The organism is Frigoribacterium sp. NPDC087798 (assembly GCF_044742985.1).
GTDB lineage: Bacteria > Actinomycetota > Actinomycetes > Actinomycetales > Microbacteriaceae > Frigoribacterium.
Genome location: NZ_JBIUVP010000006.1, coordinates 44,785 through 59,707, shown reverse-complemented (window position 1 = coordinate 59,707; position 14,923 = coordinate 44,785). Strand labels below are relative to the sequence as shown.

At 71.3% G+C, this 14,923-nt stretch carries 17 protein-coding genes; 7 read left to right on the top strand and 10 right to left on the bottom strand.

Annotated elements, in window-relative coordinates; all coding sequences use genetic code 11:
- Position 1: 1 nt before the first annotated feature.
- Genes ACIOSR_RS14110 through ACIOSR_RS14085 form a run of 6 tightly spaced genes read right to left on the bottom strand, consistent with a single transcriptional unit; the run spans position 2 to position 5,417 of the window.
- Positions 2–985, bottom strand: coding sequence for a prenyltransferase (locus tag ACIOSR_RS14110; protein ID WP_277958868.1), 984 nt, complete (start codon positions 983–985; stop codon positions 2–4).
- Entirely contained in the window at positions 982–1,398 is a 417-nt protein-coding gene (locus ACIOSR_RS14105; protein ID WP_082460645.1) for a lycopene cyclase domain-containing protein, read from the bottom strand. Before ACIOSR_RS14105 ends, ACIOSR_RS14110 begins: the two co-directional genes overlap by 4 nt.
- A complete protein-coding gene (locus tag ACIOSR_RS14100) occupies positions 1,395–1,769 on the bottom strand; it encodes a lycopene cyclase domain-containing protein (RefSeq protein ID WP_200412632.1) in 375 nt (124 codons plus the stop codon). The genes ACIOSR_RS14105 and ACIOSR_RS14100 overlap by 4 nt, the downstream gene beginning before the upstream one ends.
- Positions 1,769–3,472: a phytoene desaturase family protein gene (gene crtI / locus ACIOSR_RS14095; protein ID WP_402752929.1), complete on the bottom strand. Its 1,704-nt coding sequence runs from the start codon at positions 3,470–3,472 to the stop codon at positions 1,769–1,771. Before crtI ends, ACIOSR_RS14100 begins: the two co-directional genes overlap by 1 nt.
- The gene (locus tag ACIOSR_RS14090) at positions 3,469–4,350 is read right to left on the bottom strand and encodes a phytoene/squalene synthase family protein (RefSeq protein ID WP_056049749.1); all 882 of its coding nucleotides are present in this window, start codon (positions 4,348–4,350) and stop codon (positions 3,469–3,471) included. The genes crtI and ACIOSR_RS14090 overlap by 4 nt, the downstream gene beginning before the upstream one ends.
- The gene (locus ACIOSR_RS14085; protein ID WP_082460646.1) at positions 4,347–5,417 is read right to left on the bottom strand and encodes a polyprenyl synthetase family protein; all 1,071 of its coding nucleotides are present in this window, start codon (positions 5,415–5,417) and stop codon (positions 4,347–4,349) included. The genes ACIOSR_RS14090 and ACIOSR_RS14085 overlap by 4 nt, the downstream gene beginning before the upstream one ends.
- A gap of 18 nt (positions 5,418–5,435) precedes the next feature.
- On the opposite strand from ACIOSR_RS14085, the gene idi reads away from it, so the two are divergent.
- Complete coding sequence (gene idi, locus ACIOSR_RS14080) at positions 5,436–6,005, top strand: isopentenyl-diphosphate Delta-isomerase (protein WP_200412634.1); 570 nt, start codon at positions 5,436–5,438, stop codon at positions 6,003–6,005.
- A 120-nt stretch (positions 6,006–6,125) separates the two neighbouring features.
- Here the strand turns inward: idi and ACIOSR_RS14075 are convergent, their stop codons facing one another.
- On the bottom strand, positions 6,126–7,268 hold the full coding sequence (locus tag ACIOSR_RS14075) for an acyl-CoA desaturase (RefSeq protein WP_159825601.1): 1,143 nt from the start codon (positions 7,266–7,268) through the stop codon (positions 6,126–6,128).
- Between the two features lie 155 nt (positions 7,269–7,423).
- On the opposite strand from ACIOSR_RS14075, the gene ACIOSR_RS14070 reads away from it, so the two are divergent.
- The 3 genes from ACIOSR_RS14070 to ACIOSR_RS14060 are packed head-to-tail and all read left to right on the top strand — an operon-like array spanning position 7,424 to position 9,082.
- On the top strand, positions 7,424–8,107 hold the full coding sequence (locus tag ACIOSR_RS14070) for a hypothetical protein (protein WP_148053656.1): 684 nt from the start codon (positions 7,424–7,426) through the stop codon (positions 8,105–8,107).
- 34 nt (positions 8,108–8,141) lie between these two features.
- The gene (locus tag ACIOSR_RS14065; RefSeq protein ID WP_233568417.1) at positions 8,142–8,840 is read left to right on the top strand and encodes a DUF308 domain-containing protein; all 699 of its coding nucleotides are present in this window, start codon (positions 8,142–8,144) and stop codon (positions 8,838–8,840) included.
- Positions 8,837–9,082 (top strand): hypothetical protein, encoded by a 246-nt coding sequence (locus tag ACIOSR_RS14060; RefSeq protein ID WP_043594098.1) that lies wholly within the window; start codon positions 8,837–8,839, stop codon positions 9,080–9,082. The genes ACIOSR_RS14065 and ACIOSR_RS14060 overlap by 4 nt, the downstream gene beginning before the upstream one ends.
- Positions 9,083–9,233: 151 nt before the next feature.
- Here the strand turns inward: ACIOSR_RS14060 and purB are convergent, their stop codons facing one another.
- Genes purB through ACIOSR_RS14045 form a run of 3 tightly spaced genes read right to left on the bottom strand, consistent with a single transcriptional unit; the run spans position 9,234 to position 11,523 of the window.
- A complete protein-coding gene (purB, locus tag ACIOSR_RS14055) occupies positions 9,234–10,616 on the bottom strand; it encodes an adenylosuccinate lyase (protein ID WP_123570915.1) in 1,383 nt (460 codons plus the stop codon).
- On the bottom strand, positions 10,613–11,065 hold the full coding sequence (locus tag ACIOSR_RS14050; RefSeq protein WP_402752973.1) for a low molecular weight protein-tyrosine-phosphatase: 453 nt from the start codon (positions 11,063–11,065) through the stop codon (positions 10,613–10,615). Before ACIOSR_RS14050 ends, purB begins: the two co-directional genes overlap by 4 nt.
- 50 nt (positions 11,066–11,115) lie before the next feature.
- Positions 11,116–11,523, bottom strand: coding sequence for a phage holin family protein (locus ACIOSR_RS14045; RefSeq protein WP_056049758.1), 408 nt, complete (start codon positions 11,521–11,523; stop codon positions 11,116–11,118).
- 108 nt (positions 11,524–11,631) lie between these two features.
- Between ACIOSR_RS14045 and ACIOSR_RS14040 the strand changes: the two genes are divergently transcribed.
- The 3 genes from ACIOSR_RS14040 to ACIOSR_RS14030 are packed head-to-tail and all read left to right on the top strand — an operon-like array spanning position 11,632 to position 14,918.
- On the top strand, positions 11,632–12,702 hold the full coding sequence (locus tag ACIOSR_RS14040) for a histidinol-phosphate transaminase (protein ID WP_056049761.1): 1,071 nt from the start codon (positions 11,632–11,634) through the stop codon (positions 12,700–12,702).
- A 30-nt stretch (positions 12,703–12,732) separates the two neighbouring features.
- A complete protein-coding gene (locus ACIOSR_RS14035; protein WP_056049763.1) occupies positions 12,733–13,893 on the top strand; it encodes a thiamine pyrophosphate-dependent dehydrogenase E1 component subunit alpha in 1,161 nt (386 codons plus the stop codon).
- The gene (locus ACIOSR_RS14030) at positions 13,890–14,918 is read left to right on the top strand and encodes an alpha-ketoacid dehydrogenase subunit beta (protein ID WP_402752928.1); all 1,029 of its coding nucleotides are present in this window, start codon (positions 13,890–13,892) and stop codon (positions 14,916–14,918) included. Before ACIOSR_RS14035 ends, ACIOSR_RS14030 begins: the two co-directional genes overlap by 4 nt.
- The last annotated feature ends 5 nt before the right edge of the window (positions 14,919–14,923 follow it).

Here is a 14,923-nt window from a genome sequence, read left to right as displayed (position 1 = left end):
GTCAGCCCCGCAGGAACACCCACCAGATCATGAGCATCGTCACGACGAACCCGCTGACGAAGTTGAGCGCCAGGAAGCGTCGCCAGCCGCGGTTGACCTCTTCGGCCCGGTCGTCGGTCACGTTCCACCAGGGGGCGCAGCTGATCGCGTAGGGCAGGGTGAGCAGGGCCGCCAGCGGGCCGGGCCACTCGGTGAAGGTCAGCAGCACGCCGGCCAGCAGGTAGGCCACCACCGAGAGGCGGACGGTCGCCCGGGCGCCGATCTCGGTCGCGATCGACGAGATGCCGCCCTCGCGGTCGGCGAGAACGTCCTGCACGGCTCCGAACGCGTGGCTCGCGACGCCCCAGAGGAAGAACGCGCCGAGCAACGCCCACAGCTGGGGCGTGAACGTCGCCCCGGCCAGCACGAGACCGTAGACGGCCGGGCTGACGAAGTGCGTGCTCGAGGTGACCGAGTCGACGAAGGGGCGCTCCTTGAAGCGCAGGCCGGGAGCCGAGTAGGCGATCACGGCGAAGACGCTGACGGCGAGCACGAGCCAGCTGAGCGGGTCGCCGACCGCCACGAGGAACACCAGGAAGGGCACGTTCGTGATCACTGCGGCGCGCAACGTCGTGCGGTGCAGGCTGCGGTCGAGCAGCGCACCCTCGACGCCGCCCTTGCGCGGGTTGTGCAGGTCGCTCTCGTAGTCGAAGACGTCGTTGATGCCGTACATCGCGAGGTTGTAGGGGATCAGGAAGTACAGGGCGCCGACGATCAGCACGAGCCAGTTCACCGGGCCGAGGGCGTTCTCGGCCGCGGAGAAGAGGACGGCCTCCGTGCCGGTCGGCGTCACGTCGACCTGGGACAACGGCTGGTACGACCCCAGGTAGCCGGTCGTCACCGGTGCGAGCAACGAGGTCAGCACGTAGGCCGCCGCGAACGGGAACGCCGTGTTGATCCAGCTCAGGGGCCGGGACGAGACGAACAGGGCCTTGATCGTGTTCACGAGCGCGCCTCCTCGACGGTCGTCGACCCGCCGGCCGCCGGCGCCGCGGGGGCGCGGGGCGTCTTCGGGCCGCCGAGCAGCACCCACACCGACGGCAGCAGGACGAGTGCCGCGACCGCGTAGGCGAAGTCCTCGAGCGGGGCGATGCCGACGAAGACCCCGCTGATCCGGGCGGCGTCGTAGCCGACCAGCCCGATCCCGATCATGACGTTGTCGAACACGGCGGTCATCACGAGCAGCACGCCGGTCGCCAGGCCCGCCCCCAGCAGTTGCTCGCGTCGCCGCCGCGACCTCTCGGCCGGGGACGAGGAGGCGCGCGCGGCCCGGCCACGCACGCCTGCGGTCACCAGCGCCAGCACCCCCAGCACCGCGACGATCGACAGGAACACCGCGTTGACGGCCCAGTAGGTCACGACGCCACGCCGTCCACCGATCGACCGGCCTGCGTGGAGCTCGCGTCACGTCGGTCGAGCACGACCGCCGCAGCCATCCGGGCCGCGGCCAGCAGGTTCATCGTCAGGTAGCAGAGCAGCGTCAGGAAGAAGACCTCTTCGAGCGGCAGCTCGGTCGCCACCAGCACGCCGGTCATGAACGAGGTCTCGCCGCGGAAGAAGATGCCGAGGTCGATGCCGACGACGTCCCAGACCAGGAAGAACACGACGCCGACCAGCAGCGTCACCGCCGCCCGGGGCACGTCGCGCCAGAAGAACAGGCGGAACCTGCGGTCGAGCATCACCATGCCGAACAACGAGACGAGCAACGCCGCGAGGTAGACGAACCCCATCAGCCGACGGCGGGCTCGGGGAGCGGCTCGGTGCTGGTGTCGCCGCGCAGGTTCTTGAGCAGCACCTCGGCGCTGATCAGGCACATCGGCAGGCCGATGCCCGGACGGACCGACCCGCCGGCGTAGAACAGCGAGTCGACGTGCGTCGAGACGTTGCCGGTGCGGAACAGGGCGCTCTGGGCGAGCGTGTGCGCGGGGCCGAGCATGCTGCCGCTCCAGGCGTTGACGTCGTCGACGAAGTCGCGCGGGCCACGGGTGCGCCGCACCACGATCCGCTCGGCGAGGTCGGGCACGTGCGCCCACTCGGCGATCTGGGCGATGACGCCGTCCGCGAGACGCTCGATCATCGGGTCGCCGTCACCGTCGACGTCGCCCGAACCGAGGGCCGGGTCGGCGGGCAGCGGCACCAGGACGAAGAGGTTCGTGTGCCCGGCGGGCGCGGTCGAGGGGTCGACGGTGCTCGGCTTGCAGACGTACAGCGACGGCGGGTCGGGGATGCGCTTGTCGGCGCCGAAGATGCGCTCGAAGTTCTCGTGCCAGTCGCGGGCGAAGAGCAGCGTGTGGTGCTCGAGCTCGGGGATCTCGCCCTCGACGCCCAGGTAGAGCAGCAGGGCGCTCGGCCCGGGGTTCTTCTTCGCCCAGTACGACGAGTCGTAGGTGCGCAGCTCGTGGGGCAGGAGCTGCGTCTCGGTGTGGTGCAGATCGGCCGCGCTCACGACGAGGTCGGCGTCGACGCGGTGCGTCGCTCCCGCGGCGTCGGTCCAGTCGACCCCGGTCGCCTCGGCGGTCGCCTTCGAACCGCGCGGCAGGGCTGCGCCCTCGACCCCGAGCGGCTGCGTCACGATCCGGGTCACGGCCGCGCCGGTCACGACGGTCACCCCGGCCTCGACGGCCACGTCGCGGATGGCCTCGATCACCGAGATGAGGCCGCCCTGCGGGTACAGCACGCCGTCGTCGAGGTCGAGCGTGCTCATGAGGTGGTACATGCTCGGCGTGTCGAACGGCGACGAGCCGAGGAAGACCGCGGGGTACCCCAGGATCTGACGGAGGCGCGGGTCGGTCACCGTGCGGGACGCGTACGAGTCGAGGCTCGTCAGCAGCAGCCGGGCCAGCTTCGGCAGGCGGACCAGCACGTCTCCGCGCAGCAGGGGCGTGAGGCTGCCGAAGCTCGTGTAGAGGAACCGCCGTTTGGCGATCTCGTAGGTGTCGCGGGCGGACCGGAGGTACCGGCGCATGCGCTCACCGCTGCCCGGTTCGACGCGCTCGAACAGCTCGACGTTCTCTTCCAGGCCGCGCGGGACGTCGATCGGCGCACTCGCCGCGGGGTCGTCGGGCGTGGGCTCGAACAGCACGCGGTAGCCCGGGTCGAGTTCGACGAGGTCGAGGCGCTCGGCGGCCGACGTGCCCATCAGGCGGAAGAAGTGGTCGAAGACCTCGGGCATGAGGTACCAGCTCGGGCCGAGGTCGAAGCGGAAGCCCTCGTGGCTCCACGACCCGGCACGGCCACCGACCTCGTCGTTCTTCTCGAGCAGGGTGACCTCGTGGCCCTCGCGGGCGAGCAGCGCAGCCGAGGCCAGGCCGCTGATGCCGCCGCCGATCACGACGACGCGGCGGCCGTGGCGGGTGACGCTCAGGCCGTGCGACTCGTCGGACGCCCCGGTGCCCGCACCCGTCGCCCCGCGGTCGACCGTGTCGCGGCTCATGCGCGGGCCTCGGGCAGCCGGGTGACGCGACCGGCGGCGGCGCCTGCGGCGATGCGCACCTTGACCGGGTTCGGAACGCGCACGCGCGCCCGGACCAGCGAGGAGGCGGGGGTCGCCTCGAGACGCCGGTTCAGCTCGGCGAACAGGCCGTGGGCCAGTGCCACCGCCCGACGCGAGGACGTCGGCAGCACGGGGATGATCTCGCCGCTCACGCGGAGGTCGTCGTCGATGTCTCGCACCAGTCTCGTCTTGGTCTGCTCGTCGAACGTGGTCACGTCGACTCCGGGGAAGTAGCTGCGGCCGAGCTGCTCGAAGTCGGCCGCGAGGTCACGCAGGAAGTTGACCTTCTGGAAGGCCGCACCGAGGCGCCGGGCGCCCTCTTCGAGTTCGGCGACCGTGCTCGGGGGGAAGGGGTGCCCGTGGAGGAACGCCTTGAGGCACATCAGGCCGACGACCTCGGCCGACCCGTACACGTAGGCGTCGAACGACGCCTGGTCGTGCTCGCGGGCACTTAGGTCGGCCCGCATCGACGCGAAGAACGGTGCGGTGAGCTCGGCACCGAACCCGGTGGCGCGGGCGGTGCGGGCGAAGGCGTGCACGACCAGGTTGGGGCTGAAGCCCTCGACCAGGGCCCGCTCGGTCTCGGCCTCGAAGCCGTCGAGCAACCGGCCCGCTGCGTCGGCGCCCAGACCGGCCTCGGTCGCGGGGCCGTCGACGATCTCGTCCGCCACGCGCACGAGCGCGTACACGTTCTCGACGTGCTGCCGCACCTCGCCGCCCAGCAGGCGCGAGGCCAGTCCGAACGACGTCGAGTAACGGCGGATCACGCCTCCCGCGGTCGCGTCGGCCACGGAGTCGTACAACGACAAGCCCGTCATCGCACCCTCTCGAGGACGTCCTGGACGACCGGCGTCAACGCCTCGCGCAACGACTCGGGCACCTCGGCCCGGTCGAGCACGTCGAGCGCACGGCGGGCGTGCTGCTCGACGAGTCCCTCGGCGAAGGAGCGGGCGCCGCAGACCTCGAGGCGACCACGGACGTGTTCGGCCTCGGCCTCGCTGAGGTCGGCCTTGCCGATGAACGGCTGGATCGTGAACCACTCGTCAGTGGTCGCGGCGTGGGCGACGAGCACCGTGCGCTTGCCCTCGCGGAGGTCGCCGCGTGTGGTCTTGCCGGTGGCCTCTTCGGTGCCGAAGACCCCGAGCAGATCGTCGACCACCTGGTACGCGACCCCGACCTCGCGGCCGAAGTCGCCGACCGCCGTGACGACGGCCTCGCCCGCGCCCGCCAGGACGGCACCCGCCTGCAGCGGTGCCTCGAACGAGTAGACGGCCGTCTTGGCGCGCTCCATGTCGAGGATCTCGTCGACGGTCGGCAGCTCGGCGGACAGGGAGAACTCGACGTCGACCATCTCTCCGCCCGCGCTGACGAAGATCGCCTCGTCGAGCAGGTCGAGCAAGCGCGTGCGGACGTGGTCCTGGCAGCCGATGCCGAGCAGCATGCGGCTGGCCCCGGTCAGCGCGAGGTCGCCGGCGATGACGGCGGCCGACATGCCCCGGTGCTCGGCCGCGGGGGTCGGGATGCCCGCCGTCGTGGCGGTGTCGCGGTAGCTGCCCGAGACGTTGGGGATGCCGCGTCGCGAGAAGTCGCGGTCGATGACGTCGTCGTGGACGATCAGGGCCGTGTGCAGCAGCTCGAAGGCCGCGCCGACCCGGGCCACGGCCTCGTCGTCGGTGCCCCCGAGGGCGTCGTAGGCCGTGAAGACCATGCGGGGCCGGAAGCGCTTGCCCCCGGCGCTGTTGCGCTCGAGCACCGACCAGAGATCGACGTACCGCCAGCCCACGGACTCGGCGCGGCGCTTGGCCAACGCGAAGAAGTCGTCGAGGACGGCGTCGACACGATCGTGTCTCGCCCGCGTGCCTGCGTGCAGGTGATCACCGTCCACCAGGGCAGACTACCTCTCATGACCCGTGAGATCTCGACGCATCCCCAGCCGACGTCCGGTGACCGCCCGGGCGCGCACGACGAGCTCGTGGTGCTCCTCGACGACGAGGGCACGCCCATCGGCACGACCGCGAAGGCGACCGTGCACACCGCCACGACGCCGTTGCACCTGGCGTTCAGCTGTCACGTCACCGACGAACTCGGCCGCGTCCTGGTCACCCGACGAGCCCTGTCGAAGAAGACCTGGCCCGGCGTCTGGACCAACTCGTTCTGCGGCCACCCCGCCCCCGGCGAGACGCCGGCCGAGGCGTTGATGCGGCGCGCCCACCAAGAGCTCGGCATGGAGGTCCGCGACGTCGAGGTGATCCTGCCCGAGTTCCGGTACCTCGCCACGGACGCCTCGGGCGTCGTCGAGAACGAGATCTGCCCGGTCTTCACGGCCCGCGCCGTCGGCCTGCCCGATCCCTCGCCCGACGAGGTCGCCGAGTGGGCGTGGGTCGAGCCCGGAGAGCTTCGCGACGCGGTCGCGGCGGCACCCTTCGCCTTCTCGCCCTGGTTGGGCTGGCAGCTGGCCGCCTGGCCCACCTGAGCGAGACGGACGACGAGGGCTCCTCCGGGGACGACGAGGGCTCCTCGGGGGACGACGAAGGCGCGAGCCGGATCGCCTGACCCGGCCCGCGCCTCCTGCGGCCCCTGTGTTCGACGCCGCCTAGCGCGGACGCATCGCGTACGCCGCGGGGCAGTCGAACGGGTCGCGGGCCGAGAGGCCGACGCGGTTGAGGTACCGGATGACGATCGCGTACGACTTGCCGATCGTCGTCTCGGTGTAGGGGATGCCGTGCTCGGCGCAGTGCGCCTTCACCAGGGCGCTGGCCGCGCGCAGGTTCGGACGCGCCATGCTCGGGAACAGGTGGTGCTCGATCTGGTAGTTCAGCCCGCCCATGAAGGCGGTCGAGTGTCGACCCGTGATGTTGCGCGAGGTGAGCACCTGCTTGCTCAGGAAGTCGACCTTCGCACCCTCGGGGATGATCGGCATGCCCTTGTGGTTCGGGGCGAAGGACGACCCCATGTAGAGGCCGAAGACGGCCATCTGCACGCCGATGAAGGCGAAGGCCATGCCGAGCGGCAGGAACCAGAAGACGACGCCGAAGTAGGCGACGAGGCGCACGGCGATGAGCGTGATCTCGAGCGCGCGGCCCTCGACCTTGTCACGGCCGAGCAACGTGCGGAACGAGGTCACGTGCAGGTTGACGCCCTCGCCGAGCAGCAGGGGGAAGAAGAAGTAGCCCTGACGGCGGGTGATGAAGCCGAGCACGCCGCGCTGCTTCGCCGCGTCCTCTTCGAGGAACGAGATCGTGTCGAACGCGATGTCGGGGTCTTTGCCCTTGGTGTTCGGGTTGGCGTGGTGGCGGCTGTGCTTGGTCATCCACCACGCGTAGCTGATGCCCACGACGCCGGCCGCGAGGACGCGACCGACCTTGTCGTTGCGCGTGCCCGACTCGAACACCTGGCGGTGCGCGGCCTCGTGCGTGAGGAACGCGAACTGCGTGAGGATGACGCCGAGGGCCGCGGCGATCAACAGCTGGAACCAGCTCGAGCCCAACAGGACGAACCCGGTGGCCGCGCCGCCGAGGCACGCGACGAGGACGACGAAGACCGTGACGTAGAAGCCGGTGCGGCGTTGCAGCAGGCCCGCCTCGCGCACGGACTTGAGCAGGCTCGAGTACGTGCTGGTCGGCTTGCCGACCTGTCCGGCGACGGTGGGGCGGAACCCGGCGGGTGCCGCACCTGCCGGTGCGTGGACGATGCGCGGGTACGCGGTTCGGGGGGTCGTGGGGACGGTGGCGGTCATCGGGCTCCCGCGGCTGGTCGACTTCTCAGCCGGGTGGATGGGCCGGAGGCGGCCCGAAGATGGTGCGAACGTAACGGCGTGGGCTGGGAAGGTGTCGGGAGGTCGCCGTGCAGGAGGGTTGCGGCTTCTCGTATTTCACACGTAACCTATCGTCGATGACAGCGAGTTTTGTCGAGCGGCTCCGCGGGGTGGTGCACGACCTCGAGCAGGTGCCCTACAGGACGGGCGAACGCGACGCCCATCAGGGCCACGGCCTGCGGGACTCCGCCCTCGGGGCGGCGGCGTCGGACGCACCGGCGCACGAGATCGAGATCTCCGGGCTCGAGGTCCTCGTCGGGCTCTGGCCCGACGCGAAGGACGGCCACGGTTCATGGCTCGGAGGCGGCACCGTGGTGGGCATCGGGCCACGGCCCGCCACGGTCGTGGCGGGCTACGCCGACCTGCTCTTCGTGAGCACCGAGGGCGCCCGACGCACCTACTACCGACTGCTCACCGCCGACCACCCCGACCCCGACGTCGCGACGGTGCGCCTCCTCGAGTGCGTGAAGGAGGTCCGGCCCGGCTGGCGGTCCACGTGGGCCGACACGACCACCGCCTACACCCGGGTCAGCCGGTTGCCGACCGGCGTGCGGATCGCGGTGGGGCTGGACACGGCCGAGGGGCTGGCCTCCACCCGACGTTCGCTGGACGGTGTGCTCGCGGGGTTGTCGCTCGAGGCCGAGGGGGTGCTGCGGGTGACGCCTGCCCACATGGCACGTCAGCTCGGGACGCTCAGGGGCCGCGGCTGGCCGTTGACGCTCGGCACCGTCCGCCGCCTGGCGTTCAGGAGCGCGCGGTAAACTCGGCGGGTCCCCCACCCGTGAAAGAGGTCTCGTGACGCCTGCGCACCACGACTCCGGCGCGACCGCCCCCGTGGCGTCGCCCGACCCCTCGGGCAGGGGCGTCGACCCGTCGCTCTCCGCGTACTGGCCCGTCCCCGTGCTGCGTGCCGTCCCGGCCCTCTCGGCCGCGGCGGCCATCACCTTCAACCCCGACCACTCGCCCCAGGTCGGCCTGCTGACCTTCGGGGCGGCGGCGGTCGCCGGCGGTGTCGTGCTCGCCGTCGGATCGGCCCTGCGCCTCCACGACCGCTCGAGCCGCACCATCGCCGTCCTGCAGGGCGTCGTCGGTGCCGTGATCGGCGCCCTCTGCCTCGTCTTCTCGCACGGTCAGCTGCCCGTGCTGGTCGCCTTCGTGACGGCCTGGGCCGTGCTGACCGGCGGCCTCGAACTGCTCACCGGCCTGCGACGTCGTCGTCGCTCGCCGCTCGCCCGTGACTGGACGACCGTCGGCGTGCTCACCCTGGTCCTGGCCCTGGTCTTCCTGGTCGTCCCGCCGGACTACAGCCAGCAGCTCGGCGGCATCGAGCAGATCGAGGGCGAACTGACCTCCTCGACCGTGCTCGTCGGCATCCTGGGCGCCTACGGCGCCCTGGTCGGCGTGTTCCTCGTGATCGCCGGCCTCTCGCTCAAATGGCAGACCGGGCACCCGGCCCCTGCCGACACCCCTGACGACAAGGGACGAACGTCATGACCCACCCCACCTGGCGCGACCGGTTCCGCCCCGCCGAGTTCCTCGGACTGTCGGGCGTCTTCGCCGCCTTCGTCGGCCTCGTCGTGCTCATGACGACGCGCGACCTCCAGCTGGCGCTGATCTTCCTCTGCATCGGCTTCATCGTCGCGCTCGTCACGATCGCCATGCTCGCGCTCGCGGCCAAGCCCAACGACGACGAGCGACACGAGATCGACGACGCCGACAAGCCGCGGGGCCACTGACGCGACCCGGATCCACTGCCGCGGCCTTCCGGCCGCTGCCCGTCGCTGCCCGTCGGCCGCCGCTCCGTCGCGGCCCGTCGGCCGCTGAGCCGTCGCGCGGCGCCCTCGGGTGCGCGGGCCGTCCTGACGGGCCGACCCGCGCCTCCCGGGGTCAGGCCAGGCGGTCGACGAGCTGCGCCGCGATGCCCGTGTAGGTCGCCGGGGTCAGGGCCACGAGGCGCTGCTTGGCCTCGTCGGACACGTCCAGGCCCTCGACGAACGCGACCAGTTCGGCCTGGCCGACGCGCTTGCCGCGGGTCAGCTCCTTGAGCATGGCGTAGGGGTCGTCGATCGAGGATCGTCCGGCGACGACCTCGGCACGGATGACCGTCTGGATGGCCTCGGCGAGGACCTCCCAGTTGGAGTCGAGGTCGGACTCGAGGGTCACGGTGCCGACGGCGATCTCGCCGAGGCCGCGACGCAGGTTGTCGAGCGCGAGCATCGAGTGGCCGAACGCGACCCCGATGTTGCGCTGGGCCGACGAGTCGGTGAGGTCGCGCTGCTGGCGGCTGGTGACCAGGGTCGAGGCCAGCGAGTCGAAGAGCGCCGACGAGATCTCGAGGTTGGCCTCGGCGTTCTCGAAGCGGATCGGGTTGATCTTGTGGGGCATGGTCGACGAGCCGGTCGCCCCCGCCTGCGGGATCTGCGTGAAGTAGCCCATCGAGATGTACGACCACACGTCGGTGGCGAGGTTGTGCAGCACCCGGTTGGCGTGGGCGACGCGCGAGTAGAGCTCGGCCTGCCAGTCGTGCGACTCGATCTGCGTCGTCAGCGGGTTGAAGGTCAGCCCCAGGGCGTCCTCGACGAAGGAGCGGGCCGTCTCGGGCCAGTCCAGCCCGGGGTCGGCGACGACGTGGGCCGAGAACGTGCCGGTCGCCCCGCTGAACTTGCCGAGGAACTCGGTGCCGACGATCTGCGAGCGCAGACGCTGCAGGCGGTGCGCGAATACGGCGAACTCCTTCCCGACCGTGGTCGGCGTCGCCGGCTGCCCGTGGGTGTGCGCGAGCATCGGCACGTCGCGGGCGTCGGTGGCCCAGGTGGTGAGGGCGGCGAGCACGGCGTCGAAGGCCGGGAGCCAGACGTCGAACAGGGCCGCCTTGACGGTGACCGCGTACGACAGGTTGTTGATGTCCTCGCTGGTGCAGGCGAAGTGGGTGAGTTCGGCGATCCCGTCCAGCCCGAGCTCGGCCAGCCGTGCCCGCACGAAGTACTCGACGGCCTTGACGTCGTGACGGGTCGTCGCCTCGAGGCCGGCGAGCTCGTCGATCGCCGCCTGGCCGAAGTCGGTGACGACGGCCCGCAGCGCCCGCTTCTGTTCGTCGTCGAGCGGCGTCGAGCCGAACGCACGGCGGTCGGTCTGGGCGATCAGCCATTCGACCTCGACGTGCACGCGGGCCCGGTTCAGCCCCGCCTCGCTGAGGTGGTCCCCCAACGTGCCGACCGACGAGCGGTAGCGGCCGTCGAGCGGGCTGAGGGGCTGAGGAGGCAACGTCATGACTGTCCCTTGCGGAGTGCGGGTTCGATCTGGCGGAAGAGGGCCGAGCAGGCGCGCTCGACCATGTCGAGCACCTCGTCGAAGAGTGCTGCGTCGGAGTAGTACGGGTCGGGGACGTCGAGACCGCCACCCGCCGGCGCCGCGTCGGGAGCGAAGGTGAGCAGCAGCTGCACCTTCGAGCGGTCGGCGTCGTCGCCTGCCCAGGCCCGGAGGATGCGTTCTTGGCCGCGATCGAACGCCACCACGAGGTCGTAGCGCGCGAAGTCGTCGGCCTCGAACTGCTTCGCCCGGTGCCGGGAACCATCGTAGCCGCGGCGCTCCAGGGCCTCGACGGTGCGGGGATCGGCCCTCTCGCCGACGTGCCAGTCGCCGGTGCCCGCGCTCGTGACCTCGATCCGGTCGCCGAGGCCCGCGTCGTCGGCGAGCGAGCGCAGCACGGTCTCGGCCATGGGCGAGCGACAGATGTTGCCCGTGCAGACGAAGCAGATGCGGAACCGGTTCACCGCTTCCGGTCACCCCGCCCGACCACGGGGCGGACGACGACGCCGATGGCCCAGGCGAAGACCGCGAGCACGACGGCACCGATCACGCCCCACCAGAAACCGTCGATCGTCAACCCGAAGCCGAAGAGATCCGAGATCCACGCCACGATCAGCAGCAGCAGCCCGTTCACGATCAACGCGATCAGGCCGAGCGTCAGGATGTAGAGGGGGAAGGCCACCACCCTGATCGCCGTGCCGACCACGCCGTTGACGATTCCGAAGACCAGGGCGAGCAGCAGGAAGGTCACGATCGTCTCGAGGGTGCCCCCTGCTCCGTAGGGCGTCACCGTCACCCCCGACACGAGCAGCGTGGTGAGCCACAGGGCCACCGCGTTGATGAGCAGCCTCACGACGAATCGGGTCATCCCCCCATCATGCCGACCTCTCCTCCACGGGCGGTAGTGCCCGACCGGATCCCCCGAGGAGGCGCGGTGCCCTGCCGCGACGCGGCCCCCGCCCCATAGGCTGGCCGCGTGACCACTCCCGTCCGACTCCGTCCCGAGATCGCCGCCCTCCCGCCCTACCGCCAGGGCAAGCAGGCGTCCCCCGACGCCTTCAAACTGTCGTCGAACGAGAACCCGTTCGAGCCCCTCCCCTCGGTCGTCGAGGCCGTCCGTGGCGCCGTCTCGCTCAACCGCTACCCCGACGCCTCGGCGACGGCCCTGCGGACCGCCCTCGCCACCCGGTTCGGCGTCACCGTCGACGAGGTGCACGTCGGCGCGGGGTCGGTCTCGTTGCTGGCCCAGTTCGTGCTCGCCGCGGCCTCGGTCGGCGACGAGGTCGTCTACGCCTGGCGTTCGTTCGAGGCCTACCCGGGGCTCGTCACGGTGGCCGGTGCGACGAGCGTCCAGGTGCCGCTGCGGGCCGACGGGGGCCACGACCTCGAGGCCATGGCCGCGGCCGTCACCGACCGCACCCGCGTCGTCATCGTCTGCTCCCCCAACAACCCGACGGGCACCACGGTGTCGACGGGCGAGTTCGAGTCGTTCATGGCCGCGGTGCCCGACGACGTGCTCGTGCTGCTCGACGAGGCGTACGCCGAGTTCGTCACCGACAGCACGGCCGTCGACGGCGAGACGCTCACCGAGCTGCACCCGAACCTCGTCCTGCTGCGCACCTTCTCGAAGGCGTACGGGCTGGCCGCACTCCGCGTCGGGTACGCGATCGGCGCCTCCTACCTGCTCGACGCCGCGCGGGCCACGGCCATCCCCCTCGCCGTCACCGAGCAGGGCGCGGCCGCGGCCCTCGCCTCGCTCGAGCACGCCGACGAGCTGCTCGGGCGGGTCGACCGCATCGTCCTGCTGCGCGACCAGGTGCGACGCGCCCTGATCGACCAGGGGTGGACGGTGCCCGAGGCGCAGGGCAACTTCGTCTGGCTCGCCACGGGCGAGCACACGGCGGCCGCGGCCCAGGTGTTCGCCGACCACGGGGTCGTCGTCCGGCCGTTCGCGGGCGAGGGCGTCCGCGTCACGATCGGCGAGCCGTCGTCGGTCGACAAGCTGCTGCACGCCGCCCAGCAGATCGTCGACCTCACATCCCGGTGACGGCATATGCCGCGGAATAGATTGGACGCCATGTCTTCCTCCGAAGCGACCGACGCGCCGCCGCCCGTCCAGCTCCTGTCGCCGTCGGGCGAGGTGGTCGAGTCGGCTGCGGCCGACGAGTTCCGCCCCTACGTCGACGCCCTCGGCGACGACGGACTCCGCGCCCTGCACCGCGACATGGTGCTGACGCGTCGATTCGACCGCGAGGCCGCGGCCCTGGCGCGCCAGGGGCAGCTCGCCCTCTGGGTGCCGAGCCACGGCCAAGAGGGGGCCCAGGTCGGCCTGGCCCACGCCACCCGCCCGCAGGACCACCTCTTCCCGTCCTACCGCGAGCACGCCGTCGCGCTGTCCCGCGGCATCGACCCGGTCGACATCCTGCGCCTGCTGCGCGGTCACACGCACGGCGGCTGGAACCCCGCCGAGCACCAGAACTTCCACGTCTACACGCTGGTGATCGGTTCGCAGACGCTGCACGCGACCGGCTTCGCCATGGGGCTCGGCCTCGACGGCAAGAGCGGCACGGGCGATCCCGAGGTCGACCAGGCCGTGGTCACGTTCTTCGGCGACGGGGCGACCAGCCAGGGCGACGTCAGCGAGGCCCTGGTCTTCGCCGCGAGCTTCCAGACCCCCGAGCTGTTCTTCCTCCAGAACAACCAGTGGGCGATCAGCGTGCCGGTCGCGCGTCAGTCGCGCACGCCCCTCGTCGCCCGGGCCGGCGGCTTCGGCATCCCCGGCACGCAGGTCGACGGCAACGACGTGCTCGCGAGCTACGCCGTCAGCCGCCGCGACCTCGAGGCCGCCCGCGGCGGCGGCGGGCCCCGCTTCATCGAGGCGCTCACCTACCGCGTCGGCGCGCACACCTCGTCCGACGACCCCACCAAGTACCGCACCGACGACGAGCTGCAGTCCTGGATCGCCCGCGACCCGATCACGCGCTTCGAGGCCTTCCTGCGGAACCGAGGCGAGGGGGACGCGTTCTTCGCCGACCTCGAGACCGAGGGCGACGACCTCGGAGCCGACGTCCGTCGGCGCACGGTCTCGCTGCCGAACCCCGACCGCGGCCTCATCTTCGACCACGTGTACTCCGAGCCGCACCCGCTCATGACCGAGCAGAAGCAGTGGCTGGCGACCTACGAGCAGAGCTTCGGCGGCGCGGGCGAGACCGCGACCACCGACGAGGGGGCAGCATGACCGACACCGTCGAGAACCCGACCGGCACGACCGAGTCGAACCGCGCCTCCGTGCAGTCCATGCCGCTCGGCAAGGCGATCAACGCCGGCCTCCGCAAGGCCATGGCCGACGACCCCCGCGTCCTGCTGATGGGAGAAGACATCGGCACGCTCGGCGGCGTCTTCCGCGTGACCGAAGGGCTGCAGGCCGAGTTCGGCGACAGACGCGTCATCGACACCCCCCTCGCCGAGTCCGGCATCGTCGGCACCGCCATCGGACTCGCGATGGGTGGCTTCCGCCCGGTCTGCGAGATCCAGTTCGACGGATTCATCTACCCCGGCTTCGACCAGATCACGTCGCAGCTCGCCAAGCTGACCAACCGGCACGAGGGCACCCTGACGATGCCCGTCGTGATCCGCGTGCCCTACGGCGGGCACATCGGCGCGGTCGAGCACCACCAGGAGAGCCCCGAGGCGTACTTCGCCCACACCGCGGGCCTGCGCGTCGTCAGCCCGAGCACGCCGCACGACGCCTACTGGATGATCCAGGAGGCGATCGCGTCGAACGACCCCGTCATGTTCTTCGAGCCCAAGAGCCGTTACTGGCCCAAGGGCGACGTCGACCTGAGCGACCCGCAGGCACCGCTGCACGCGAGCCGCGTCGTCCGGACGGGCACCGAGGTCACCCTGTTGGGGCACGGAGCGATGGTCAGCGTGCTGCTCCAGGCGGCCGAGATCGCGGCAGCCGAGGGCGTCTCGGCCGAGGTCGTCGACCTGCGCTCGCTCTCGCCGGTCGACTACGGGCCCATCCTCGAGTCGGTCCGCAAGACCGGGCGTCTCGTGGTGGCCCAGGAGGCCCCCGGTTTCGTCTCGGTCGGCTCCGAGATCGCCGCCACCGTGGCCGAGAAGGCGTTCTACTCGCTCGAGGCGCCCGTGCTGCGCGTCAGCGGCTTCGACACCCCCTTCCCTCCTGCCAAGCTCGAGACGCAGTACCTGCCCGACGCCGACCGCGTGCTCGAGGCGGTCGACCGGGCCCTGGCCTACTAGGAGTC

What these genes read in the sequence shown, in the direction of transcription:
- ACIOSR_RS14075 (WP_159825601.1), bottom strand. Translation starts at nt 7,268, where the DNA reads ATGACCGCCACCGTCCCCACGACCCCCCGAACCGCGTACCCGCGCATC.
- idi (WP_200412634.1), top strand. Translation starts at nt 5,436, where the DNA reads ATGACCCGTGAGATCTCGACGCATCCCCAGCCGACGTCCGGTGACCGC.
- ACIOSR_RS14070 (WP_148053656.1), top strand. Translation starts at nt 7,424, where the DNA reads ATGACAGCGAGTTTTGTCGAGCGGCTCCGCGGGGTGGTGCACGACCTC.
- ACIOSR_RS14030 (WP_402752928.1), top strand. Translation starts at nt 13,890, where the DNA reads ATGACCGACACCGTCGAGAACCCGACCGGCACGACCGAGTCGAACCGC.
- crtI (WP_402752929.1), bottom strand. Translation starts at nt 3,472, where the DNA reads ATGAGCCGCGACACGGTCGACCGCGGGGCGACGGGTGCGGGCACCGGG.
- ACIOSR_RS14090 (WP_056049749.1), bottom strand. Translation starts at nt 4,350, where the DNA reads ATGACGGGCTTGTCGTTGTACGACTCCGTGGCCGACGCGACCGCGGGA.
- ACIOSR_RS14100 (WP_200412632.1), bottom strand. Translation starts at nt 1,769, where the DNA reads ATGGGGTTCGTCTACCTCGCGGCGTTGCTCGTCTCGTTGTTCGGCATG.
- ACIOSR_RS14035 (WP_056049763.1), top strand. Translation starts at nt 12,733, where the DNA reads ATGTCTTCCTCCGAAGCGACCGACGCGCCGCCGCCCGTCCAGCTCCTG.
- ACIOSR_RS14050 (WP_402752973.1), bottom strand. Translation starts at nt 11,065, where the DNA reads ATGGCCGAGACCGTGCTGCGCTCGCTCGCCGACGACGCGGGCCTCGGC.
- ACIOSR_RS14045 (WP_056049758.1), bottom strand. Translation starts at nt 11,523, where the DNA reads ATGACCCGATTCGTCGTGAGGCTGCTCATCAACGCGGTGGCCCTGTGG.
- ACIOSR_RS14060 (WP_043594098.1), top strand. Translation starts at nt 8,837, where the DNA reads ATGACCCACCCCACCTGGCGCGACCGGTTCCGCCCCGCCGAGTTCCTC.
- purB (WP_123570915.1), bottom strand. Translation starts at nt 10,616, where the DNA reads ATGACGTTGCCTCCTCAGCCCCTCAGCCCGCTCGACGGCCGCTACCGC.